20 protein-coding genes are annotated in these 26,149 nt (G+C 36.4%); 7 read left to right on the forward strand and 13 right to left on the reverse strand.

Features of this window, described 5'->3' with window-relative positions:
* Positions 1 to 26: 26 nt before the first annotated feature.
* Genes A3EM_RS0103235 through A3EM_RS0103255 form a run of 5 tightly spaced genes read left to right on the forward strand, consistent with a single transcriptional unit; the run spans position 27 to position 3,143 of the window.
* Entirely contained in the window at positions 27 to 536 is a 510-nt protein-coding gene (locus A3EM_RS0103235) for a methyltransferase family protein (protein ID WP_044237080.1), read from the forward strand.
* Positions 533 to 1,228, forward strand: a complete 696-nt coding sequence (locus tag A3EM_RS45475) for a class I SAM-dependent methyltransferase (protein ID WP_020526732.1) — start codon at positions 533 to 535, stop codon at positions 1,226 to 1,228. Before A3EM_RS0103235 ends, A3EM_RS45475 begins: the two co-directional genes overlap by 4 nt.
* Positions 1,225 to 2,028, forward strand: coding sequence for an SAM-dependent methyltransferase (locus A3EM_RS0103245; RefSeq protein ID WP_020526733.1), 804 nt, complete (start codon positions 1,225 to 1,227; stop codon positions 2,026 to 2,028). The genes A3EM_RS45475 and A3EM_RS0103245 overlap by 4 nt, the downstream gene beginning before the upstream one ends.
* Entirely contained in the window at positions 2,021 to 2,407 is a 387-nt protein-coding gene (locus tag A3EM_RS0103250) for a hypothetical protein (protein ID WP_020526734.1), read from the forward strand. Before A3EM_RS0103245 ends, A3EM_RS0103250 begins: the two co-directional genes overlap by 8 nt.
* Complete coding sequence (locus A3EM_RS0103255) at positions 2,400 to 3,143, forward strand: sulfotransferase domain-containing protein (protein WP_157637716.1); 744 nt, start codon at positions 2,400 to 2,402, stop codon at positions 3,141 to 3,143. Before A3EM_RS0103250 ends, A3EM_RS0103255 begins: the two co-directional genes overlap by 8 nt.
* Before the next feature lie 13 nt (positions 3,144 to 3,156).
* Here A3EM_RS0103255 and A3EM_RS0103260 read toward each other — a convergent pair whose 3' ends face one another.
* The 4 genes from A3EM_RS0103260 to A3EM_RS0103275 all read right to left on the reverse strand — a co-directional run bounded on the left by A3EM_RS0103260 (position 3,157) and on the right by A3EM_RS0103275 (position 7,789).
* Entirely contained in the window at positions 3,157 to 3,978 is an 822-nt protein-coding gene (locus A3EM_RS0103260) for a sulfotransferase family 2 domain-containing protein (RefSeq protein WP_020526736.1), read from the reverse strand.
* On the reverse strand, positions 3,975 to 4,661 hold the full coding sequence (locus A3EM_RS0103265) for a CDP-alcohol phosphatidyltransferase family protein (protein WP_020526737.1): 687 nt from the start codon (positions 4,659 to 4,661) through the stop codon (positions 3,975 to 3,977). Before A3EM_RS0103265 ends, A3EM_RS0103260 begins: the two co-directional genes overlap by 4 nt.
* The gene (locus A3EM_RS0103270; protein ID WP_020526738.1) at positions 4,645 to 6,366 is read right to left on the reverse strand and encodes an alkaline phosphatase family protein; all 1,722 of its coding nucleotides are present in this window, start codon (positions 6,364 to 6,366) and stop codon (positions 4,645 to 4,647) included. The genes A3EM_RS0103265 and A3EM_RS0103270 overlap by 17 nt, the downstream gene beginning before the upstream one ends.
* 187 nt (positions 6,367 to 6,553) lie before the next feature.
* Positions 6,554 to 7,789, reverse strand: coding sequence for a Glu/Leu/Phe/Val dehydrogenase dimerization domain-containing protein (locus A3EM_RS0103275; protein ID WP_020526739.1), 1,236 nt, complete (start codon positions 7,787 to 7,789; stop codon positions 6,554 to 6,556).
* Between the two features lie 260 nt (positions 7,790 to 8,049).
* Here A3EM_RS0103275 and A3EM_RS0103280 point away from each other — a divergent pair, with 260 nt between their 5' ends.
* Positions 8,050 to 10,203 carry a hypothetical protein gene (locus A3EM_RS0103280; protein WP_157637717.1) on the forward strand — a complete coding sequence of 718 codons (2,154 nt, stop codon included), beginning with the start codon at positions 8,050 to 8,052 and terminating at the stop codon, positions 10,201 to 10,203.
* A 17-nt stretch (positions 10,204 to 10,220) separates the two neighbouring features.
* Here the strand turns inward: A3EM_RS0103280 and A3EM_RS0103285 are convergent, their stop codons facing one another.
* From A3EM_RS0103285 to A3EM_RS0103335, 9 genes are all read right to left on the reverse strand, one after another.
* Complete coding sequence (locus tag A3EM_RS0103285; RefSeq protein ID WP_020526741.1) at positions 10,221 to 10,721, reverse strand: hypothetical protein; 501 nt, start codon at positions 10,719 to 10,721, stop codon at positions 10,221 to 10,223.
* Positions 10,722 to 10,994: 273 nt separating this feature from the next.
* Positions 10,995 to 12,254 (reverse strand): adenylosuccinate synthase, encoded by a 1,260-nt coding sequence (locus A3EM_RS0103290; RefSeq protein ID WP_020526742.1) that lies wholly within the window; start codon positions 12,252 to 12,254, stop codon positions 10,995 to 10,997.
* Positions 12,255 to 12,362: 108 nt separating this feature from the next.
* On the reverse strand, positions 12,363 to 12,719 hold the full coding sequence (locus A3EM_RS0103295; protein ID WP_063745000.1) for an STAS domain-containing protein: 357 nt from the start codon (positions 12,717 to 12,719) through the stop codon (positions 12,363 to 12,365).
* A 170-nt stretch (positions 12,720 to 12,889) separates the two neighbouring features.
* Positions 12,890 to 13,654, reverse strand: coding sequence for a shikimate dehydrogenase family protein (locus tag A3EM_RS0103305; RefSeq protein ID WP_020526744.1), 765 nt, complete (start codon positions 13,652 to 13,654; stop codon positions 12,890 to 12,892).
* 181 nt (positions 13,655 to 13,835) lie between these two features.
* The gene (locus A3EM_RS0103310; protein WP_020526745.1) at positions 13,836 to 15,104 is read right to left on the reverse strand and encodes a M16 family metallopeptidase; all 1,269 of its coding nucleotides are present in this window, start codon (positions 15,102 to 15,104) and stop codon (positions 13,836 to 13,838) included.
* A gap of 194 nt (positions 15,105 to 15,298) precedes the next feature.
* Positions 15,299 to 16,504 carry a type IX secretion system outer membrane channel protein PorV gene (porV, locus tag A3EM_RS0103320; RefSeq protein WP_020526747.1) on the reverse strand — a complete coding sequence of 402 codons (1,206 nt, stop codon included), beginning with the start codon at positions 16,502 to 16,504 and terminating at the stop codon, positions 15,299 to 15,301.
* Between the two features lie 183 nt (positions 16,505 to 16,687).
* A complete protein-coding gene (gene porU / locus A3EM_RS41385; protein ID WP_020526748.1) occupies positions 16,688 to 20,128 on the reverse strand; it encodes a type IX secretion system sortase PorU in 3,441 nt (1,146 codons plus the stop codon).
* Between the two features lie 372 nt (positions 20,129 to 20,500).
* Entirely contained in the window at positions 20,501 to 21,862 is a 1,362-nt protein-coding gene (locus A3EM_RS0103330) for a LysM peptidoglycan-binding domain-containing protein (protein WP_020526749.1), read from the reverse strand.
* Between the two features lie 72 nt (positions 21,863 to 21,934).
* The gene (locus tag A3EM_RS0103335) at positions 21,935 to 24,211 is read right to left on the reverse strand and encodes a caspase family protein (protein WP_020526750.1); all 2,277 of its coding nucleotides are present in this window, start codon (positions 24,209 to 24,211) and stop codon (positions 21,935 to 21,937) included.
* Between the two features lie 337 nt (positions 24,212 to 24,548).
* Between A3EM_RS0103335 and A3EM_RS0103340 the strand changes: the two genes are divergently transcribed.
* Positions 24,549 to 26,099, forward strand: a complete 1,551-nt coding sequence (locus tag A3EM_RS0103340) for a hypothetical protein (protein WP_157637718.1) — start codon at positions 24,549 to 24,551, stop codon at positions 26,097 to 26,099.
* Positions 26,100 to 26,149 lie beyond the last annotated feature (50 nt).

Consider the following 26,149-nt stretch of genomic DNA (forward strand, 5'->3'; position numbering starts at 1 on the left):
TAATTTTCATATATCTCAGCTTTTTTTTGGATTTCCTCGTTTGGCCTATCCCCAGTGAGGCATCTACTGGTGCTCTGATCACAGCTTCTGAGCAAAGCAATTTGCTGAAAAAGACAGGATTAGTTTTAGTTTTTAGCCTAAACTTACTGTTTTATCTCGCCCCTTTGGGTATTGCGGTAATCAATATTTTCGGACAAGATTTTCAATCTATTGGGATGCGCCAGGTTACAGGTCTGATCATTTCAATAACCGGCAGATATATTTCATTACTAGGCAGTTATTCGCTAAGAAAGAATTCTGCAGAATCCCTGAAGACTTCTGCCATTTTTAAGTTTAGCAGAAACCCAATTAGCCTGGGGATGCATTTCACGATTCTGGGTTTAGTACTATTTTTTAACATATGGTATTTGTGGATTGGTTTCATTTTTTACCTGCTCAATATCCATTTCAAAATTCTGATTGAGGAAAAATTCCTGGCTGAAAAGTTTGGACCTGATTATATCAAATACCTGAATAAAACTCCAAGATATTTATGATAGCGGATTCACAATTAGAAGTAAAAAACTGGTTTGATCAAACTTACAGCAAAAAGGGTTTTAAATATCTCAGGCCTGTAAGTGCTTATCATATTTTTGCCACGCTTCTGAAACCTAAACCTGGTTCCAAACATCTGGATGTAGCTTGCGGGCCCGGGCTCATGCTAAAAGCTTTAGAGAAATATGATGTGCAAACTTATGGCATTGACCTTTCAACAGAGGCTATAAAACAGTGTAAAAGCTTTTGCCCAAATGCACTGGTGCAGGAAGGAAATGCGGAAAATTTACCTTTCAATGATGATACTTTTGATTCTATTACCTGCATTGGCTCTTTGGAAAGAATGCTTCACAGAGAAAAGGCACTTGCCGAGCAGTTCAGAGTAGCAAAAAGTGGGGCTAAAGTTTGTTTTATGGTGAGAAATGCTGAAAATTTCACCTGGAAATATTTATTAAAGCCAATGAACCTTTACAATAAAAAAGGACATCAGGATGCACTTAATTTAGAGAACTGGAGTGCCTTGTTTCTTAAGACCGGGTTTCAGATTGAAAGCGTTTACCCGGACCATTGGCCTTACTATAAATTCATCAAAGCATTTTTTCCCTGGGCGAAAATTGATCCCGGAAAAATCAGAAAATTTCCTTTCAATCTTAATCTGGCTTATGAATTTATTTTTTACCTGAGAAAACCATGAAAAGACTTTCTCAGCTTTACGACCAGCTGTTTGAATTTGAAGCTGTCAAACAAACGAAATACTATCCTATCCACAAAAAGCTGAAATTTCCGGGGAAGAATAATGGATATGATTTGGTGGACTGGCTAATGGAAAAACTTGAATTTCGGAAAGGGGAATTTGTGCTGGATGCTGGATGTGGCACGGGAAATACGCTTTTTAGGCTAGCCAAAGAAAAATGTGTGAAAGGGAAAGGTATTTCTATAAGTAAAAAAGAGATTGAATTTGCAAATTCATGGAGAGCAAAAGAAAATTTAAAGGGAGAGGTTGAGTTCCGGGAAACCAGCTTTGATGCGCCCTTAAAAACTAAATTTAATAAAATCATTGCGATCGAATCACTGAAACATAGTGAACAGATTAAGCATACTATGGAAAATCTGGCGGATGCCATTTCACAAAATGGTAAATTTATTATTATAGATGATTTTCTTGAAATTCCTTCTCCCATTGCCACCAAACAAAAGCAGCTTTGGAATGCCAATGGATTTGTTTCCCTAAAGGAAATGATTGCATTGCTGGAAGAAAATAAGGCATTTGAAGTGGTAACTTATGACCTCACAAGTCAGGTGATTCAGCGACCTTTCAGTAAACTAATATTTATGCTCTTTTGGGTTAGAAATATAAGGTTTTTTGCATTTGGTAAATTTCGACTTAATCTGGATATTTATTTAGGAGGTTTGTTGCTGGAATTGCTTTACCATAAGCAACAGGCCTCTTATATTGCGATAATCGCCACCAAAAAATTTGATAATCATGATTAAATCAGACGCTTCAAAGAAAAGATTAATTGCCATAAAAATTTACTTCGACAGGGCTAAAATGTACCTTGGATATATCAATTTTTTCATTTTAAATATCGTCTTAATTAATTCTATTGATAATCCGGCAATCAAGAATTATATCAATGATTATAAGCTCATTCTTATTCCCATTATTTTTGTACTTTATATGGCGGCACTGATTTTTATAGGTTATCTTGATACTAAGCTTGGTTTTAGAAAGGAGGAAATGAGAAATAACGCCATGATGAATCCTGTACTGGCGGATTTGTTGCATTCTGTGAAAAAGATAGAAGTGAATATTACTGAATTAAAAAATAGCCAAAACTCCACCCTTAAATCAGAAAAGGAAATTGATTAGAATCCATGCTTCTTACCACAAATGCCTGACGATGTATTTTATAAAGGTAATGAGTGGTTTGTACAATCCCTTGCGGGTTTTCCCGGAAAAATACAGGCATTTTGAAAGTATTGAAGGAGTGTTTTATAATAATTTAAAAAACTATAAACTCCTCTCTACCAATGGCTTTGCCATAGATCTCAGCAAATTACCTGAAAATGAAGATTTCCGAATAACAAGATTCGTTCGCGACCCCAGGGATTTAATTGTATCCGGATATTTTTACCATAAACGTGGGGCAGAACCCTGGTTCAGGTTTAAAGGACCTACCTTAAAATACTGGTCCCCTATTAATGGGAATGTGCCGGAAAATTTCCCTTCACAAACTTCCTTTTCAGAATATTTACAAAATCTCAGCCTGGAAGATGGGCTAATCGCAGAAATAGAATTCAGGAAATTTCAGTTGGATTCTATGCGAAATTGGCCTAATGATGAAAGGATTAAATTATTTAAATATGAAGAAATTCTGGGAAATGAAGGACAGGTTTTCGAACAGCTATTGAAATTTTTAGAAGTTCCAAAAATTGAACAAATGGCCGGAATCTGGCTGGCTAAAAAACATGCCTTAAAACCAAACTCTAAATCCAAACACGTGAGAAATGCCAGCCCCGGACAATGGAAGGATTATTTCACACCGAAAGTCAACAATCATTTTATTGATAATTATGGTGATGTATTGGAAATTTTGGATTACTAAAGGTGGCTGCTTTTCAGACTAATCTGGAATGCATAATTTTGCTTAGAATTTTCAAGTAAATTTTATAAGTTATTCCCTGATTGCCCATTTGTTTTTTTATAATTTTAAGTTTGGATTGTTGTTTATCTACTTCTTTTTGGAAAATCTCCAGCGCCTGCTGATATAACTGTATATCGAATTTTTCCCTTTCTTCAATGGCTTTTATCGTACTTTCCGGGATTTCAGTGCGGTGTGTTTTTTGCTCATTCGAATTGGAAGTCAGGTAATATGGAATCCTTTTCCACCCGAATTTCTGGTAAAATAAGGCAATGCTATCTTTCATATTTTCGGTAATTCCGATTGCCTTAAAAGCTTCCAGATGGCTGAGCGCTTTTTCATACATTTCCTGCGTAACCAGCTCACCGGTCTCATATTTTTCACCAGAAATTAACCGTGTTTGTAAATTATTGAGGTAAGTTGTTTCAGGATGATGGAGGTAATCCAATAAACTGAGATTTTCCCCTTCAATCAAATCCTGGTAATACATTCCTTTGTATTTCATGAAATAATACTCTGAAATTACCCTTTCCACCGGATCTCTCAGAATCGTAAAATGGTCTTCCGGATTACTTAATTCAGGATGGGCTTTAAACCCAAAGTGTCCACCAATTATTTCAAAATTTTCTTGTGCTAAAAGCTCCTTATCCAGCAAGCCCTCTACCTTAGACAGAAATTCTTTTGGATGAGTATTCCTGGTAGGATTTACCCTCCTAAATTTCTTGAAATAAATCTGCCTGGAAAGAATGTCTATCATAGTCGTTCCGGCAGTTTTTGGGATATGGATAAAAACCTTCAAAGTTTTTTGAAATTAATTTGGTGAATAATAGAAATAGAAAAGGATAATATAATGAGTATCCCGGAAATGTAAAGCAGGAAAATATAAGGTGTTGCAGTGGTAATAAATGGAATTAACAAGGTTAGAAAAAAAGAAACTGCAATCGTAGCTCTCACAATTTTGGGTAACAATTCCGCTTTCCAATTGGATTTCCAGAAAAAAAGTATCTCATAAGCATAACGCAGTCCTCCGGGAATCAAAATCCACCACTCCACCCGCTGCTGTTCTACATGAACCCAAGACAATATTAAAACCAATAAGGCATCAGTTTCCATGTCTAATATTCCCCCAGCCTTACTGACATGGTTAAATTTCCTTGCCAGGAATCCATCCAATCCATCAAAAATGATGGCTATCAAAAACAAGCTGAAAAGGAGGAAATCATTTAATGCTGTATAAAAAACAAATAACACGAATACCATCAACAGTCGGATAATACTCACCCAATTGGCATATCCCAAAAGCAAAGGCATAGGCTTTAAAAAAGATGGCATTTTCCTTAAGAAAAGCATAAACGAAATGAATATTCCAGCCTGCCATAACCAAACATTTTGAAGGAATAAGGTTAAGATTAATCCTGAAATATTAATTAATGAATTGGTCAGAGCCCACCTTCTGTTAAATTGCTCAAATTTGTAATCCATCTGGTTCATAGTCCGGAAGTTGGTCAAAATTTTTCCCGTAATTTTTCATAAATGCCCGCAGAAATATGGAATAAATGCCTTCATGCTTTACAGTATTTTCGCATTTACCTATATCTTCCTGAAAGCCAAAGGATTCAAATTCTTTCAGAAAATCTGAATTTTTAGAAATCACATGAGTGGGAGTAAAAAATCCATACTTTTCCGGTTCACTCAACACTGGAGGCTGGTGATCTCCAATTAAATAAAAAATATCATTGTCCTGTCCATGATCCAGAATAAACCTCCCTATATTTTCAAACTGATAACAAATGGAATCAAAGTAATCCTCTTTTTCAGGTGCTTTTAGAAACCCCCTGTGTATATGAGTAGAACCGTTGGAATGGTTCAGGCTCCTCCAGTCCTCTACCATTTTCGGGCTAATAAATGGGGTATGGGAATTTTTAGTGAGATAGAAAAAAGTATAAGGCTCCTGTTTTTCCTTTTTTATCAATTCCATGGTGTAATTCATGGCATATTGGTCAGGAGGACATTCCCCAAACCCAAAAACATCCCCTTTATAATTTAAAATGTCATTCAATATCCATTTGTCAATACTGTAAAAATCCTTCATTTCATCATAAGGCACATTAATTCCCTTGATTGGATTTATCGGGTTTAAATTATAATTCTTGTACCCCAGATTTTTAAGGATTCTAAGTAAACTATTGCTTTTATTAAAATAGGGATCAGTTAAATAATTTTCAAAATAGGTATTGCTACCCATTTTCAACCCAAAAAGAAAGGAAGAATAAGTGAGCCAGGATTGCCCACCTGTAGTTGGGGAAACACTAAAGTTGGATCGGGATTGCCATCCTTTCTCCTTTAAGCCATCACTAAAATTATTAAATTTTTCATGAGATTTTAAGGCAAGTGTTGCTTCTTTAAAAAAATAGGCGCCATAAGACTCTATAAAAATAAAGTGGATATTAGGGGGATTTTCCTGTAAATCAAAATCAATAACTTTACGTTTTTCATAGAATTCTTTCCCTATTTTTTTCTTGTAAATTTTCCTGTTTACCAGGCTCCGCTTCATATTCTCAATGATCTCAATTGTAGCAAAATGATACCTTAAATAGAGGTCAATAGGGTAATTGATGTAAAACCTTTTCTTCTGAACTACTCTAAATAGCGGAAAGGCCCAAAAGCTTAAAAAGACGTAAAACAGGAAATTGGGAGGAGTTTTTTGTGCAAACTCCAGGTAAGTGATTATTCCAAAGGAAAACCCAATAATTCCCAAAATAGCCAAAACACCATAAAAAATCACCTTCCACTTCGACTCATGCCACACAATGGCTATTCCCGATTTTATCAGTTTGGAATCATTATAGAAATTAGGTTCATATTCGTAAATCTTCCGGAAAGAATATTGATACAGATTAAAGAGGAGTATCAAAAAATAAAAAATAATGAAGGGGACAGACAGGATGGAAAGATCAATCATTCTGGATAAAATAAGGAATAGGGAAATTTCCACCACATAGCGAAAGATATCCTGATTGACACTAAAAGAAATTCCTAATTGCCTAATGGATTTGTAATCGGAAATAAATGGCCAAAAGGAGCTGTTATGGATATTAAAAATATAATTAATTAAATAATGGATGCCATTCAGAAAGATGAATATAGTCCAAAAAATAAGTTCATTGATTAGCACAGGTGTTGACATTAATCTACTTTGAAATCAATAAATAGCATTTCCTTTAAGATAATAACATCTGAGGTATTCTGCGCCATTGAAGACATTTATTATTTCCTGCATCCTATTTTTTTCAATTCAGGTGTATTTTTGATGGCCAAATAAAAAGGGTACAAACCCTGAAATTTGTACCCTTCTTTTCTCGTAAACCTGAATTTTACTTCACCAATTGCTTTAAAGCCAGCTCCAGCGAATATTTACTGATTTGTGTTTTTGTTGAATTGACTTCATGGCTTTTCTTTAAGGCAGATTTTATGGTTTGGGAAACGTCCTCAAAAATGGCTTCATCAGTTACTTGTAACTCATCATCGGCTTCCATAAGAAAAGCAAAAACCCTGGCCATTCCACAATTGGCAATGAAATCGGGAATAAGGGAAACATTATTATCCACAAACTCTGCGATGGGTCCGAAGAATATTTCTTTGTCTTTAAAGGGAACATTGGCCCCACAGGAAATCACTTCCAAACCATTTTTGATCATTCTTTGGGCCTGATCCTGCGTTACCAGTCTGGAAGCTGCAGCAGGAATAAAAATGTCTGCAGGTATGTCCCAAATCTTTGCATTGACTTCCTCAAATGGAATAGCTTCCTTTGAAATCAGGGAATTTCCCTCCTTATGGTGAAAAAGTTTTTTTACCGCACTTAAATCAAAACCTTCCGGATTAATCAGACCCTGATCTTTATCGATAATGCCCACTATTTTCACCCCATAATTAGCCAGATATAAAGCCGCAGCGGCCCCCACATTTCCCCATCCCTGGATAATAGCACTTTTTTCGGAAATATTTCCACCCCATAAATTATAATAATGTTTCACCGATTCGGCTACGCCATAACCCGTAATCATATCGGCTACCGTATATTTTTTACCGGTATCGGGAACGAAGGCTCTATCTTCCAAAATTTTGGAAACGCCCATACGCAACCGGCCAATCATGTGGATCTGCCTTGGTAAAGATGCATTAAAATGCCCATGGACAATTCCCTCCTGTGGGTGCCATAAGCCATAATCTTCAGTTATCGGAATGACATCTTCTATTTCATCCACATTCATATCCCCACCTGTTCCATAATAATTTTTGAGTAAGGGAATTACTGCTTTGTACCATCTTTCCAAAACCCCTTTTCTTCTGGGATCTTTAGGATCGAAATCAATCCCGGATTTTGCGCCTCCAATAGCCGGACCCGAAACGGTAAATTTCACTTCCATGGTTTTAGCCAAAGATTCCACTTCTCGTTTATCCAGTCCCGGACGCATCCTGGTACCTCCTCCTGCAGCTCCTCCTCTTAATGAATTGATCACTACCCAGCCTTTGGCTTCAGTTTCTCTATCGTGCCATTCGAATACAATTTCTGGCGGGGTATGCTCAAACTTATTTAATAAATGCTTCATGTGTTGGTAATTTTATTGGTATAGGTTTTATGCATGACAAATTTAATTGTTTTAACAACAATTTCTAAAACAATTAAATAGGTAAAAAGTCTTATTTATTGATAATCAGATAACCTGCTCACATTTTTTGTTGTTCCGGGAACAAATTTTTGTTTAAAAGTATTCACTACCTTTTATCCTTAATCAAAATTTTAAACAGCCTCTTAGTTTATTTGGGAAATTGCCCGTAAAATTGAGGTGATTTTTTGAGCACCTTAACTATGCTGATCTTACGATTTTACAGAAATATTATAATTTCATTATGCACCTTGCTTTACCTTGTAGGTTTTGCACAGCTTTTTGCTCAAGGCAACGATGAAAAACCCGTGATTAGTGAGCTAGTCATGAAAATTGGGGAGAAAAGGTATTCCCTGGGGAATGATCTCATCTCCTACAATGGAGATAAATACCTCGCTTTTGAATATTCTGAAGGAGATGAAGTGGTAGAGGTAAAATTGTATTTGTATTCGGTAAATAATGTAGCAAGACTGGAGCTCGTCAATTCAAACGATTATAATGTAGTTGATTCTTTAATTAATTTTAATGATCAGTATTACACCTTTAAAATTAAATTCAATAACCTTTCACAAAGTAATTACCTCAACTTCACTTTCAAAGTTTTTAATGAAGAAGGAGAAGAATATTATCAGAGAATTAATCTTTTCCCATTTACGCAGACAGCTGTTACTTTTATTCCGCAGGGAGAGGAATTGTTTGTTGGAGAGGTAAAAACTTTTGAACTACTTACCAATAACATCCAGAATATCAATACCAAGGCCATTATTACCGAAGGTGAGGACATCAATTACTGGTTATCCCAAAGGGGAGGCAAACTCATGCTCCATGTTATTCCAAATGAAATAGGGAAAAAGAGGCTAAACTTAAAAATTCGCGTCTTAAAACCATTTCTTGATGAGGATGGGAAGCCCACTTATGAATTGCCCGTAATCAATAGAGAATTTACCATCAAAGAAAGTAGATTAACATTTCTGGAACTCGACAAAAATGATATCATTCTGGATGAAAATACTCAGCAAACCGGAATAGAAATTCAGATTGAAAATAATCCCAAGCTCAAACTGGGGAAAACCTACCGAATTGAGGCTCAGGAAGAACCTGGCGGTGCACTGGTAGCCGAAATTTTCACCAGAAGCTCCCTGAGTAATAACAGGGTACTTTGCTGGCTCAGGGTTTACGCTTATCATAGAATTGGGGATGGATATCTTTATATAAAAGATGGGGATGAAGCGCAGTTTATTACCAATTTTAGAATTGGCCATAAAACTAAAATCACCAAAGTAAGTATTTTGCGAAGTGGAGAAGAATGGACTGATAACCTCAGTATTTACCCGGGAGAATTGGTAGATGTGAGAGTTGAAGGAGTCGCCCTCGATAAAGCCAATTTGCGTTTTGCAGGCCTCTACAAACTGTTAACGGATTCGGCTCAGAGCAATGAGCGCAGACAGGTTTTTACCCTTTCCATTCCTATTACCATCTCTAAAAGGCGTATTTTCCTCACAGATCATGGAGAACAAACGGATTTCTCCTTACTGGTAAAGGAATTCCAAAAGCCCATGCCATTGAATTTTGTGAAGGTAAATTACGGTGAAGGAGCCAAACCTATTACCGATTTCGATGGTCCGGTTTTGTATAATAAAAACATTCAGGATGTAATTATTTCTTTTGATGCTTCCTTACTCGACCAGACGGAAAAACTCAACGGTAAGCAATACCTCACTATAGACATTCAGGTGACGGGAAACAGGCGGGAACTCATTGATTTGAAAACTATAAATGATGTAGTGATTTGCCCAACCGAAAATTCTTATCGGTTTCCTTTTTATTCCAAAAATGATTGCAACCGGGAAAATATTACCCTCAATAATCACATCAGGAGGAAAACCCATGAACTTTATGAATGGTCTAAAATTGAACTGACCATCCAACACAGAAAAGACAAATACAGCGAACAGGGATATGTACAAAAATTCGAACTTATTCTGGCAAGAAAAGCCAGTTTCGATATTGACATTTCCTTTCCTGCAGGTCTATTAATCCAAAAAGCCGGGGAAAAAGATATTGGGTCATTTAGTGGTATTAGTATAGCAGCTATTGCGCAGTTTAAATTCTACAAACCCAAAAGCATAGCCCAGTTAAAACCATATAGAATTGGTGCGGGCTTTCTGGCTATCAATTCTTTTAATTTCAATGATGATGCCGACAGAGATCTGGCCCTGGTAGTGCTGGGCTCAGTGTATCCAATCAAAAGAGAAGACAGTAAATTAAATTTTCCCCTGCATGTAGGCGGAGGTTTTTTAATGGGTGATCAGAAATGGTTTTACCTGGTGGGTCCGGGAATTAAGATCAGGTTTTAATGATATCATTAATGATATCAATCAATCTCCTGAAACTTAATACCTTCCTGCTCCAGCTGATCTTTTATCACTTTCCCTTCAGCATAAGTTACATTTCCGGCAACTTTCAATACTACAGGAATGTCAGGTAATCTGTTCTTCAGTTGAGTAATCAGGCTATCGGTTGGTTCACCATTTAACTTCACCATCAATTGGGAGTCTTTTTTTAATACATCAATCCGGTAAAATTTAGGCACAGGAATTTCCTCCACAACTGAATCCTCCTCAATTACAGGGATAGAATCAACCACAACAATTTCTGGTTCGGAATCCTCAATAAGGGAATCTTTCGTATCTTCAATCCTTTTTTGGGGGATGGCTTTTTCCACAATGGAATCAATTTTTACGAAAGTTGAATCCTGCTTTAAGTTGGAAATGGCTTCCTCCAGGTTTCCGGGCCCACCTGTTTGGTTGTACAGTAGATAAGCTATAATTACAGCCAGAATTATGAAAGTAACGGGTAGACCTTTTTTTCGCATGAGCTTAAATAATTTTCCTGATGGTAACACTTCGTGGATCCTATAATCCAGAAAAAGTAATTCTCAGCAGAGTCTTCATTTTTGCGACCCTACATCCAATATAGCACTGTGCCATAATTCAGGATTTCTCTGAAGAGAAGAACCTGCAAAGAATTTTTTTGTTTTGGGTGCTAAAAAATTTAAACCATTAGCCTCTTTACAAATTTCAATAAAAAAACAAAAAACCCTGATTAATTAAAAACCAGGGTTCATTTTTATATTAATTTATAACAATTATCTCAAAAGCGTTTCACTTCTATCCGGACCAAATGAGATGATTTTAATAGGAACTTCAAGCTCTTCTTCCAAAAATTTAATATACGTTTTTAAAGCTTCAGGAAGATTTTCCTCACTCAATTCCTTTGGAAGTTCTCCCCAGCCTTTAAAAGACTTTAAAACTGGTTTTACACCCGATTTATCCAGGTCATAAGGAAAATCATCGGTTTGGCTGCCATCAGGCATTTCATAATGCGTACAGGCCTGAATTTCCTCAAAAGAATTCAATACATCGGCTTTCATCATGAATAACTGTGTTACGCCATTTACCATAATGGCATATTTCAATGCTGGTAAATCTATCCATCCACATCTTCTTGGTCTACCAGTAGTGGCACCAAACTCATGTCCTTCTTTTCTTAGCTTTTCTCCTGTTTCGTCAAATAGTTCGGTAGGAAACGGGCCTGAGCCTACTCTTGTACAATAGGCTTTAAAAATCCCAAATACTTCCTTGATTTTGTTTGGGGCAATACCCAAACCTGAACATGCACCGGCACTGGTAGTGTTTGAGCTTGTCACAAATGGATAAGAACCGAAATCCACATCCAAAAGTGATCCCTGCGCACCTTCCGCAACAATTTTCTTATTCTCCTTTACCGCCTTATTGATAAAAGCTTCGCTATCTACAATATTTAATCCTCTGGCAAACTCAATGGCTTCAAAAAAGTCTTTTTCCAATGGCTCTAAATCATAATCAAACTCCAGTCTTTTCAGAATTGCTTTATGGTTATCTACCAGCCCCTGATACTTTTCTTTGAAATTTGAGTCAAGGATATCACCCATTCTCAATCCCAATCTGCCAATTTTATCCTGATAAACCGGACCAATCCCTTTTAAGGTAGAACCAATTTTTTTATCCCCTTTCTGTTTTTCCAAAGCCGCATCCAGAAGTCTGTGTGTGGGTAAAATGATATGCGCTTTTTTTGAAATAAATAGGTTTTTATTGACCTGATGGCCATATTTTTCAATTTCAAGAATCTCTCTTTTCAGGATTACGGGATCCAGTACCACCCCATTTCCGATAATATTGGTAATTGATTCATGGTAAATTCCCGAAGGTATTTGATGAAGTACATGTTTTCTTCCTTCAAATTCCAGGGTATGGCCTGCATTTGGTCCTCCCTGAAAACGGGCTACAACATCATATTTTGGTGCCAGGTAATCAACTATTTTCCCTTTCCCTTCATCTCCCCACTGTAATCCTAATAAAATATCCATCTATCCTAATTTTTTACTGGTGTATAGGGCGTATAAATTTATCCGTAAATCCGATTTGGAATTGGCGATGAAAGCCTGAAATTTACTCCATTGAAGCGCCCGCTTACACTAATCCTTTTTATTTTTTGAATGTATAAACTCGAATGCCAATTCCTTTGATTCTGCAATATTACAAATCAATTTTAATTTAGTAATGGAAAATAATTTTTGAACATGGTAAGAAGGGTGGGCAATTACAAAATTTCCTTCGATTTCGTTAAATTTATTATGCATTCTGATTAAATAGCTCAGACCTGTACTGTTCATATGTTTCACCCCTTCTATATCCAGAATACAGTTGGTTATTTCCATGGATGAATAATTTTCTACCAATTTTAAAAGATCCATTTCATCACTTCCCCCCAACAGGTCCCCTTTCACAGAAATCATTAAAATATCGTCATATATATAATGGGTATATTCCACGGCACAAATTATTTAAGTCCTCAGACTATTTTAATTGAGAATTATTTTATCTGCCAATGATTTTGGTAGCAAAATATGAAATAATTATTGCCTTCCAAATACTTATTGAAGAAGTTCTTAAATGTGATTTTAATGCATCTCAATATTTACTACTAAAATACTTTTTTGATTTAACTATTCCAGATTTCCCATGATTTTTCGGCTTGTAATACCAACATTTCCAGACCATTTTTCACATTGGCTCCTTTTTCCTTGCCTTTTTTCATAAAAACAGTCTCTTCCGGATTATAAACCAGATCATAAAGGAAATACTCACTGTTCAATTCCTGATATGGAATATCAGGAGAAGCATCCAGATTTGGGCTCATTCCCAAAGGAGTGGTATTTATAATTAATTTATAATCCTTGAAAACTCCGGTTTTCAAATCATCATAAGTATAGCAATTGACCTGTTCCTTTTCACGCACTTTTTCAGCCGAACGGGAAACATAAGCAAAATCAATGTTTAAATCTTCTAAAACCGTTTTCACAGCCAGAGAAGCTCCTCCATACCCTAAAATTAGTGCCTTTATTTTGATATTTTCTGAATAACCAATAAATTTTTTAAGGGATTCCATAAAGCCATAATAATCTGAATTAAAGCCCTTAATTTTTCCAAATTCACCAACTTTCAGCACATTTACCGCCCCGATTTTCCTGGCCGAATGGTCAATTTCATCCAAAAACTTTAAAACATCTTTTTTATAGGGAATGGTTACGTTAATTCCTTTAAGCTCAGGATTTTGTAATAAAATTTGAGGTAGCTTATCCACTTCTGGTATTTCATAAAGTTCATAAACACATCCTTCTATTTTCTCATTTTCAAATTTCTCGGTAAAATATTTCTTTGAGAAAGAATGGGATAGTGGAAATCCTATTAGTCCAAATTTTTTCATTTGCAATGGTTTTTCAAATCAGGTCCCCTGAAAATCAACAAATTTTCAATTGGCCATGCTACATGTAAAACAGGGTGCAACGATCATAAAATGATTGGTAAATTCCAAATTACCGGCAGGATAGGAATACAGCAGTCACTAAAAAAAGTTTCAGCGCAAATCTCACCAAAGGCAGGAAAACTTATCCTACAAGAATTTCATACAAATCTGATTTCAGGTATTTGTTTGCCATTTCCATAATATCTTCTGCACTTACATCATTTATTTTTTTAATGTAATTATCATAGTAATTCTCAGGGAGTTTACTAAAATAAAGCGTTTTATTGTGCTCAGAAATGGAAAATGGGGTATTAATTGATTTAATATGACTTCCCGCCAAATAGTTTTTCACTAAATTTAATTCCTCCTCAGGAACCGCCTGGGTGCATAAAATATTTATTTCTTTATAAATTTCTTCCAGGGCAATATCTTTTTTGTCTTTTTTCACATCCGTCCCAATAACAAAATAACTCCCATTGTGTAGGAAAACCATATTGGAATGGATGCCATAAGTAAGGCCTTTTTCCTCTCTGATATTTTTCATCAGACGCGATCCAAAATATCCTCCTAATACTTCATTTAAAACCTCAAATTTCAAAGCATCCTCATGTTTTTTAGGGAATAGCTTTTTGCCAATACGAATTGAAGTCTGAACAGATTCAGGCTTCTCTTCATAATAATTAAATTCATCCGTTAAAGGATCCTCGGGCAAACTTGGCTTTCCCAGGGGTTTGATAATAGGTATTTTCCCCAATTCTTTATTCACCTGCTTAATATGAGCCTCTTCAACCTGGCCGGAAAGAAAAATTTCGAATGGGCAGCCACTTATTTTTTCATCAAAAAGTGATTTTACTTCAGCATGCTGGACTTTTTCCATCAATTCAATATCAGTGGCATAGCCATAAGGATGATCTTTGCCAAATATCGTTTCTTTCAACTTCGCGCTGGCTACATAGTTGTTCTTTTGCAAGTTGATACTGAGTTGCTGAATAAACCGATCTTTCAGACCCTTAAACTCCACTTCAGGAAAGGTCGCAGTAGTAATGAGTTCATTTACAAGAGGGAGCAATTTTTCCAAATGCTGATTCAGGCAGTAAACCTCAACTCCAACCAAATCATAGCCCGAGGATACTTCCAAAAAAGCACCCAATCCATCAAATTTCTGACTAATCTGCTTTGACGAATGAAGTAAACTACCTTCCGGAATCATTTTGGCAGTCAGAAAGGAAGTGCCTTTTATATGCTCATGCCAGCGACCTGCCTTAAAGTAAATTTGCATATTAATTACAGGCTGTCTGCCAGCATTCACCACATGTATTTTCGCCTGGTTATCAAGCTGATATGATTTTGCTTTAATTAATTTAAAATCCTGAATAGGAGAAAATGATGGTGGTTGTTTTCTATCTAGCATCCGCACAAAAGGATTATCCCGGGTTAAAAAATTCCTGCTATTTTACTTCAAAAATGAAGAAAAACCTAATCTGGGAAAAGGGGAAGTCCCAAATGGTTTTCTTTAAAAAAAATTATCCTGAAATATGAGGCCATTTTCGAAAATTAGCCAAATATTTCAGGACAACAAAAATTTATTCAAAAACAGTTAGCCTGTTACAATTTTGCTTCTTCTTTTTTACTATCCATGTTGAAAGATAAGGTAAATCTCATTGTATCGGTAAGAGGGTGATTTTGTTGCTTGGAAATCAAATAAGAGAAATCAATTCCAAAAACCTGATATCTTAATCCCACACCAACAGTGAAATACTGTCTGTTACCTTTTGTTCTAGCTTCGTGGAAATATCCTCCTCTTACAGCAACCAAATCATTATACCAGTATTCCAAACCAGTACCAAACATTAGCTCCTGAAATTCTTCTTTGGCACCTCCCGGAGCATCGGCAAATGAAATAAACATACCAGCCAACATTCCTTTATCAGAGGAATCTTTCCCTTTAACAACCACGGGGTTTCCATCTTCATCTTCTCCATAAATTGGAGGAGTTGGCACCAAAAGTTTATTTACATCAAAAGCAAAAGTCAACTTGTTGTATGGATCAAATTCAGTGGTTAAAGCAGTTCCTATTCTTAAATTGGTTGGAATAAAGTCTTTATTATTGTCACTTGTGTAAGTGATTTTTGGACCGATGTTGGAAATATTTGCACCAAAAGATAATTTAGAATCGTACCCTTTAATCACTAAATCTGTAGTATAAAAACCAGAAATGTCAGCAGCAAGGGAGTTGGCCGGTTTTGCATCAGTATTCGACTGACCATTACTAAAGTTACCTGAAAGGTTAGAGTAGATATATCTCATTGTCACACCCATACCAAATTTCTGAGAAAGCTTCATGGCATAAGTTGCATCAAAAGAAAACTCTCTTGGATTGAAATCCGCAATAATGTTTCTGTTGATATCTGTAAACTGCATACTTCCAAGATCGAAATACCTCATGGAAGCAGAGAATGTAGAGTTTGCATTTATTTTTTTATAACCCGAAAGATAGTACAGGTTCATATCTCCAACTATCTGTTTTAACCACGGAGTAACTGAAAATGCTGCTCCCATGTCCTTTTCCACAAATGCCAATTTTGAGGGATTCCAGAAAGCTGAATTTGCATCTGGCGAAGTAGCGACACCAACATCTCCCATACCTGATCCCCTTGAATCAGGACCAATATTAAGGAAGGGAACTGCGGTAATAATTGGATTACTACCATCTACCTGTCCTCCAACTTGATTGCTACCGATTTGGGCGATTAATGATGTAGAGGCAAAAAGAGATGATAATAGGAGTAAAAAACTAAATTTCTTCAACATGATTTGTAATTTTTATTGTAGTATGACAACTATTTCCATTTAATTACCAATGAAAAACCAACAAATTTCCTTTTTTCCTTAAAAATAGGATAATAGTAATTTTAAATTAGATTTTAAGAAGTTTTTCTTAATAGTAATAAGTAGAATTTATATCATACACAATAAAATGAATAGTGTAAAAAATTAATCTGAAATTACAAATTTACCACCATTTGAGGAAGAAGCCCCATCTTTCGGAAGGTAAATATACAATTTATAAAAATATATTCCACTTTTTAAATTGTCATTAATATCCTCCGAACGGTCCCATTGGATATTATTAACATTCTCAGAAGCGAACGGAATTTCCTGCTGCAATTCTTTTACCAATTTTCCATTTTGGTCATAAATAAATATGGTTACATCTATTTCTTCCCCCGCCCTATTGTGGGAAAAGCTAAATTCAGTGAGTTCTTTAAATGGATTTGGATAATTCCTTACGTCACTTAGCACTACCTCTTTTTGAGCAGTTACATAAAATGATATCTCTTTTTCGGAGGAATTATTATGTGTATCCCAGGCTTTTAACCAAAGTGTATGGTTCCCTGGTTCAAGATTATTTAATGGAAAATTAATCTTTCCGTTTTTATAATCATCCATTACAGCCTGATAATAATTATTCAAAACAAACCTGGTTTCCCCATCCAAAATCATTTCAATATCATGACCAGGACTTACGCCAGATGTATTGATGCCATTTTCATCAAATAATTTTACAATTAAATCGGTTTCTGTATTAACCTTTCCGCCAGTCTCAAAGTTTTCATTATCAAGGAAAAGCTGTATATCCGGGGGCGTATTGTCCGGAACAAAGGATGCTTCGCTGCCTCCTATCACCAATTGACTTTCGTGTCCTGAGGCATCCCGCAATTGAGTAGCGTGTCTGGCATAGAAGCTAACTTTCCCGAAATCAAACTGATAGGAAATATCTTTTGGGACTACAAATGAAAATTCAAATTTACCATCCACCACCGAGGCCTCTCCCCTGAATATCACATCCTCAAAGGTTTGGTAATTCATTTTTGTATGGGCCCCATATTCTCCCAGCGTAGTTTTGGTCGTTTTCTTATCCAGTACTTTTACAAATAAAGTCCCGTTAAAATCGGATGACAATACATCATTTTTCCTAATTTCCCCGGAAAGTGTCACAGTTGAAAGGGCTTTAATGGTATCACTTTCGGTCAGTTCAACCCCATTAATTTTATTTACCACCACTTCTTCATCGGAAAAGGCAAGTTGCATGGAAGGATCACCTAATAAAGTAAAATTTCTATTATTCACCCCACTAATACTATTGTTTTTAGTAACTTTTATGATATCCCCTAAACCCGCCTTTCTACCATTATAGGGCTCAAAAACCGTATTGAAAAAAGCCTGATTAACTGTAAAATTAGTATTGGAAAAAACCGGCCTCGTAGTGGTTAATAAACCAATTGCCCCACCTTTTGGATTTAGCACAGCGAACTCAGCTCCGCATTTTGTAAAAGGACTATCAAACCGTCCAAACTCACAAGTTGCAGTGACGAATAATGGCATTTTGGTAAAATTGTCCCATTCTACAATCTGATTCAATAAGAGAATATCTTTTTTAGACCAGCCATTCTCTGCACCATGCCCTGTATAATTTACAATCAAAGTCCCTTCATCTAAGTATTCATCAATTTTCTCTCTCACAATCGGTGATATTCTCTTTCCATTAATAGTTGAGGTCACCTGTGGATAATCATCAATAAACAGGCGGTTAACATCAAACTGTTGGTAATTACTTTCCACTAATCTGGCAAGTCGGTCTGCGTGAATCTGGTGCGTATTATTATCTCCATCGTCTGCTACAAAAACTATTTTCTTTTTCCAATCCCCAATAGTCAATTCATTTGTAGCATAATTAATCAGTTTATCCACCACATTTTTTGCCTCCGACACATGGCCGATTGGCAACCTCCCTATCCCCAGTTCCAAATCGTGAATCACAGCGGTGGAATTCTCAGACCATTCACCTTCATCCGCATCCATAAATCCAAAAAAATCATCGGAAGAATAACTGTAAATGGGATGCAGTGGCTCATCAGATTCATAAACAGGGATAAAGTTGGTATTTCTTGTAGGGCTTGTCTCTTTTTCCATTTTATCCTTGTAATCGTAAGATCCATCCCCAAAAAGTAAAACATACCTTAAACCCGATTCCGGATCACTATTTCTTAAATAGAGCATCCGTATGAAATCTCTAATGGCAGAGATATCCTGTTTCCCGGATGAAAACTCATTGTAAATTTGAGGCGGGGTAACCACTTCTACGGTTAATCCATCATGATTTCTTCTGAATTCGGCCAGTCTTTGTGCTTCCTGTTCAAATACGGGGAAAGCAATGATAATTAGATTAGGAGAAGACAACCCGTGGAGATTTTGATTTTTTATTTTGCCCAAACTGATTGGATTTGGGAAGTCTGACCCGGAAAAAGCGATGAATTCTTTTAGGGTTTTCGTTTCGACACTAAAAATTACATCATTACCAGATTGAGAAAAACGTTGATTTTTTGGATTAACCGGATTGGAAATATCCCAAACGATAGCGGATTCTCCAGTATTTTTTATTCTAAAAGTTGAGTTTGCAACGGAAATACTTTCAAAACTTCGGAATTGAACCTGGTTATTATAAAACCTTAAGTCCCTTTTGTAATTAATTCCTAAATAATCCAGATACCCTACATGTTTTACAGAGTTACCAGCTTTATTGTAAGTCAATTTCAATTTGAAACCATTATCCAGGTTTAAATTATCCCCCGGAATAGCTTCCGAAATATTATTTATTCTTCCTTTTATGCCATATTGTGTTTCGGCAGTTGCAGCAATATTCACATCCGGAAGTTCAAAACCATTTAAAGCCATGGAAAAAGAACTGGCTGATGGGGAGGTAGACATCAATGATGAGGCCACCTGCACAGGATATGGTTTTAAAGCTCCCTCAAGAGGGAAGTCAAATTCCATTTCGTTCAGAAAATCAAATTTCTCCCCAAACCATCTTTTCCCAGCCTTAATGATATTATAAGTCTCTTCTTCGTGGTATACATAATCATCAAAAGAGGTTATTTCAATATCTCCTCCACTCAGGTTCACTATATCCTCTAATCCCTTGGCTTTGGTTTCTGCTATTTCAATGAAATAATAATTAGTATCGGCATAAATATTTTTTTGATGGGAAATTTGGGCATTCAGCGTATCAAAAAGGATTTTATCCGGGCCTTCTGCATAAAACAAAATATAGTCTCCATTTTGAAAACCGCCATCCCCTCCTCCATTTTTCAAAGTAGGATTTTCTACCAGATCGTCATATCGGAAACTGGCATTAGCTTGAGGCAGCATTCCTCCTCCGTTTCCATAGATTTTCACATTTTCCGGATCAATAGTCGCTGCATTTATGCCCAGGTTATCTAAAAATGCAGCATCAATCTTATAGATTCCATTCCCGGTAATACCAATTTTATAAATTGCTCCTTCCGCCAAAACCGATGTTGAGGTAAATACCTGTGAGAATCCCACACCTGAAAGCAGTAATAAACCAATAAGTAGTAGTAATCGATTTCTCATAATAGAGACTGGATTTTTGAAAGAAAGTACTTGAGTTCCACTCCTGGTATTTTTTTAATATTGAGTAATTTCCTCTCGATATCAATAAGTTAAGGCAAATTAAAAGGTTGTTATTTTTGTCCAACCACTAAAAAACAAGTTGGTGGGTTTAAGTTCCATTGGGAGAAAAAATGAATTCCCGGTGTAATATATTATCAATAATCGTGTAACTTTTTACAAAGTTCAGCAATTTTTTATAGAAGTTGAAAAGCACAATAAAAAAACAGCTTCTTTATAAAAAGTTAAAAGAAGCTGTTTGTTGTAAATTCTTGTAAATGATGTTGAAGTCAAAATGGTGTCGGCTAAAGAAGGTTTCCATCCAAAAGCCCTTTCTTAATCCAGGGGATTAAACCAAATTTTTTCTCCTTCTTCAGGTTTTAACCCTCCAGTAAGCCCATTATATTGATTTAGTGCCTTTAAGCTAATACCATACTTTTGAGAAATCCCCCATAAGGTTTCCCCATTTTCAAAAATATGATAGGAAAGCGGCAAAGAATCTGGTTTATGTTCCAAATAATAAATTCCTGACTTCAGGCTTTTCTTCAAATGCGTATCATTAAATTCTGCCAAATCTTTTTTGGAAACACCCCAATTATTAGCAATTTGCTTTAATTTCACTTTTCCGTCCACCTTAATAGCCTTTAGTCCGTTCGCCCTCACTTCACGATACCCCTTTCCACTTTTTTCCAAAGGAACAATAAATGGATATTCATGTTTAATGCTATCCCGGTAAAAATAAGTCTTTTTCCCACGCACTTTTCCCTGGTAGGCATATTGGCTTAGCTTTCCTACAAGCTCATTTTTTCTGGTGGGATGGATAGGCAAAATCACAGAATAATACTTATCATCGGGTATTCTGGCACCAATTAACCAGGGATTGACGGACTGAATACTGGCAAACCAATGTTGCAATTCCACTTTAAAGTTGGGAGAGTTTCTGTAAGCATCACTAAAAGTAAAATTAGCGATTTCCATCAGTGTATTATTTGTTCCTCCCACATATTCCAAAAGATAAAGTGGAGGTCTGGAGATATGCGTATCGTTGATTTGAGAACTGAATGCCAGATAATTTGCCACAAAATGCAAAAGGTAAAAATGGCTATTCTTATTCAATACTACCCGAGTTGGGTTGATCTTATTTTCCGCAAGATAGTTTTTGGTCCCAGTCAGCCCGGAATGAAAACTCAATAAAGCATATATCCAGTTACCCAGGTATTTTTGGCTTTTCTTAATATAGGAACCAGCAGCCCTGGTAGAGGAAATGATATTTTTCCTTTCATCTACCAAATAATCTACCCGGAGGTTAAACTCTTCTGCAGTTGGCGCTTTGAATTGCCAGTAACCCACCGCATTTGATCTGGAAACCGCATTTCCATCAAGTGTACTTTCCTGAACTGCAAGGTACTTCAGGTCATTGGGAACTCCTAAATTATCCAGTTCCCTTTCCATGGCCGGGAAATACATATAGCAACGGGTAAGCAAATCGTAGAACCTTGTGGGATTGATGGTAAGATTATGGATTTTGCTTTCTATTAATGGCTTGGCGCTTTCTTCTATCTGGATATTAGTACCCAGCAGGTTAAGCTGGTCAGGAATATATATTTGGGAAAAAACCGGAATACTAAGAAGAGAAAAGGTAAAAATCAATAAACTCACTTTTCTCAACATTCCTTTCTTTCTAATTTTAAGCATCATTTATCAGGTTAATTTTAAGGATGGATTAAAAATCAGGGTCTGTTTAAATTATCAACAGGTTCTCAGGAACCGTTATCTTGATACACTTCTGATATGTAATTTTTCAATGGACCAGTTCGGTGCAGAATGGTACCCAACAGTCCTTAACGTAGCATTTCCAGTAACATCCAATAAATTGAATAAGGAATCAGGGCTCTGGGTCATACTCCTGGTCACCCCTTCCTGCTCTAGTAAATTTGGTGCTGGTAATGGCTGGCTGCTTGTGATAAAAATATAGTGATCCATTCCAAAAGGGGCGGTCACTCTAAACAGGCGAGAAGGCCCTAATTTAATTTCATCCATATAGCCAATCCCCGGTCGGGTGCCGATATTTTCAAGAGAATTTTCTACATTTCCTCCCATACTTGGAAATAAAAGCTGAATCTGTCCTTCCTTATCCATGGAATAAACATAAACAAAACGATTCTCTCTATTCCATAAAGCCATTTTTTCAGGGTCCTTATTCAACACCAAACCATAAATTTCCCCATTCATAGCAGTCCCATTCCTCAGTAATTTCCCTGTATTGGCATTCTTTAAAGAAAGGCTATAAGGGAAATTGGCTTCATTTGGGGGAGAATCCAACACAAACCAGGCCCGGATTTTTCCCAATTTTCTGGATTGTTCCACCAACTCTGAAGATTCACTGCTTTTCACCCATTTGGTCTTTAAAGGCAAATAGTGGACAGCGGTATCTTCGGAAATCTGAGGATTTACCCAGGAATATGCCAATTCATTCTCTTGTATCCTACCGGCAAGACAATAGTGAGCCTTTCTGGCATCTTCTGTAAACCTCACTGCACTTCTTTTTAAATCCAAAGCTTTTTTCAATTCAACTGAAAGATTTTTACTCATCGGGAGGTTAAGAAAAATACCAAGGCTCTTCCCCTGTCTGGAACAATCCTCTAAAACCACACTTGAGAGCCCTTCCCTTAATCCTTCCTCTGTGATATTCTCTCCTATTTCCACCACTTGTCCGCATAAATTATAAACCTCCCATTTCCCTTCATTATAATCAATTATATGGGTGAGGTTTTTATCCTGATAATCTTCCAGTAAACTAAAATGAAATTTTTCCTGCAGGCTAGCCACTTGTTGGTATAAGGATACCAATTCTCTATTCTCATATGTCGATTCACTTCCCCAAAGTAATAAGGACGGGTTTTGAACCTCTACCCAGCTGATCACTTTAAAAACATCTCCTGAATTTACTTTGGAGATCAAACTACCTTCTTTCACCTTGGCTTTACATCTCACTAAATTAACCACCTCAGTAACCTGAAGTTGTAAAGCCGTATTTTTATAATTTTCCAATACACAGCCAGCACTTATGCCCAAATCATGTCCTCCTTCAAGGATAAACTCTCCATTTTCCTCTTTTATAAGTGTGAGGAAAGTCTGCCCATTATTTCCATCATTATGGTCTCCAAAAAGGCTGGCATTTAATCTGGATCTTGGCCCTTCAATTACCGGGTACTGAAAAGCCACCCCATTGTATTCCATAATGGCTCTTACTTTTTGAATAAGCACAACAGAAGGCTCCATGGATGAGGAACTCTGCATCGCCTTTAAAAGGGCATAAGTAAAAGCCCCATGGCTGGTATTATTTTCATCAATAAATTCCTTAGCGTATTGGTAATCCTGAGTAGAAGAAATCACCAAGGCACCCAGTGCGGTAAGGTCTTCCGGAACTGTTGGGTCTGCTGCATCTTTGCCATCTCTTAACAAATACCTGGATTTAAATTCCCTGTTTTTCAATCCTCCTCTTGTCACAGATCCGCTATTACAGCTATCAAAAATTACGGTAAGCCTCACCCCTTTTTTCCCCAATGCAGAAAAATATTTATTCAATTCCTTATCCCGGATATCATCTGCACCTGCATAAGCATCGGCAGGAATAATCGATTCATCAAATTTATCATCCTCATTGGCTGATTTCGAATTAAATACCTGCGAACCGTGTCCGGCATAATAAATAAAAACCTGATCACCTGATTTGGCTTTTTTTACCAGCTGATCTAGCTGATCAAAAATGGCGGCTCTGCTGGCCTCCTGGTTTAAAAGCAGTTTTACATTAGGTTTCTTAAAACCAAACCTTGAAATGATCATACTTTTTATACCTAAAGCATCATTTACAGCCCCATCAAGATTCTGCCAGTTTCGGTTTTTAATTCTTACTCCTTTTCCCTGTGGCACATATTCATTTATGCCAATCACTAATGCCAGTTTATCATTGGCTAATACATTTGCAGAAAAACTACATTGAAGAAAAACAGCAAAGATTATCAGATTAATTTTTGGTATGCTCATAGCTAAATAGTAGGTTATTTTGATTATGGAATTTAGTAGGATAAACCCTTTTTTTATCCTTTAAAATCACAGTTTTGCCAATAGGAAGACAGCCTTTCCAAATTGTTTGGCAAAAGAACTAATGATTAATTTTAATGGATATTTCAGTTACTTAGGAAATGTTCACTTCATGGAATTTACAGTTCATTACATTTTTTCAACAATTCAATTCAAATGTTTTTTTTAATCTGAATCAAGAGTATTAATTGCATTTGTAGAAATCAGTTCATGCCCAGATAGGAGGAGTTTTTAAACTGGTTTACAATAGTAATGATACAAGCATATAAAAGTGAATATAATGATGTGGAAATTTAAAATACTACTTACGATATTTTTGGCCCAAGGGATATGTTTTTTTTCAAATGCGCAATCGGTAAGCTACAGTTCGCACAATAGTGTACATACTTATAAGTCAAAAGATTCTTTTTCTTCCTATGAAATTCAGCATAAAGGGAAAATTGAAGTTACCGAAAACGACCAAAGCATTAAAAGTATCTCTCCGGGAGGTTTTTTAAAGGTGAGTAAAACCACTTTTGGCAATAAAAGGGCGGTAGTGATTGAAAGTACTTCTTCCGGAAACATGCAATACACCTATTATGTGGGAAAAAAAGAGACTCCTTTTACCCCGGAAGGAAAAGCATGGCTAGCCGACATCATGCTTGACGTCATTCGGAAAACAGGGATTAGTGCCGAAAGCCGGGCAAACAGAATTTACAGAAATAAGGGAGTGGATGGTGTGTTGGATGAAATTGGTGAAATAGAAAGCAGCAGGGTAAAAAGCTTGTATTTTTCAGCTTTGTTGGAGAATAATAATATCAGTATTAAGGGATTGGCCAAAACTGCCAAATCTATTGGGGTTTCCATTAGTTCATCCAGTGAAAGAGGGAGACTGTACAGAAAATACAGTAATAAATTTTTCAGTAATGATGAAGTGGCCGTGGCTTATTTTGAGGGGGTAAGGAGAATTAGTTCCAGTAGTGAAAAGGGCAGTATTTTAAGACATGTATTAAAACGCCATAAGCTTTCGGACAATATGATGGTGGCTTTACTCGAAACCACCTCTAATATTTCCTCAAGCTCTGAAAAAGGCGCTGTTCTAAGGGAAGTGAATGATTTATTTAGCAATAATGAAAAAGTAGTGGAAGCCTATTTCGATGCAGTTGATAACATCAGCAGTAGCTCAGAAAGAGGAAGTGTTTTGAGAGGATTATTAAAGAATAATCAACTGAATGGTCCTGCTATGAGTGCCTTGCTGAAAAGTACCGGGAACATTTCCTCTACTTCGGAAAAAGGATCGGTTTTAAGAATGGTAATTGAACATCCATTACCCAAAAATGAAGCAGCTTATCAGGAATTTTTTAAAATGGCAGACCGCATTTCCAGTAGTTCAGAAAAAGGCTCGGTAATGAGAAAGTTTTTAGAATACAATGAACTGCCTTCTTCAAATATTGGTGTCTGGTTTTTTGAATCCACAGCCAGTATTTCTTCCGATTCTGAAAGAGGAAGTGTGCTAAGAGCCTCATACAAGTATTTAGGCAGGTATCCTGAAGTGGATAAAGAATTTTTTCAGACTTTAAAATCTATATCAAGCAGTTCTGAAAAAGCTTACGTACTGAGAAAATTACTCCATAGCCAGAATAATATTTCAGCATCATTGCTTCTTGGAATAGTGCAAACTGTACCCAATATTTCTTCGAGCTCTGAAAAAAGCAAATTGTTGATGGATGTAATTGAAGTGATGCCTAAAAATAATCAGCAAATAAAGGACGAAGTTTTAAGTGCAGCCAAAACCATTAGCTCCGATTCGGAGTATAGAAGGATAATGGAAAAACTCCATAGCATGGATTAAACTTCCTAATTTCCCTTTCACCTGGCTTTTTACCCTGATTTTTAGCAACA

It is taken from the genome of Flexithrix dorotheae DSM 6795, assembly GCF_000379765.1.
Lineage (GTDB): Bacteria > Bacteroidota > Bacteroidia > Cytophagales > Flammeovirgaceae > Flexithrix > Flexithrix dorotheae.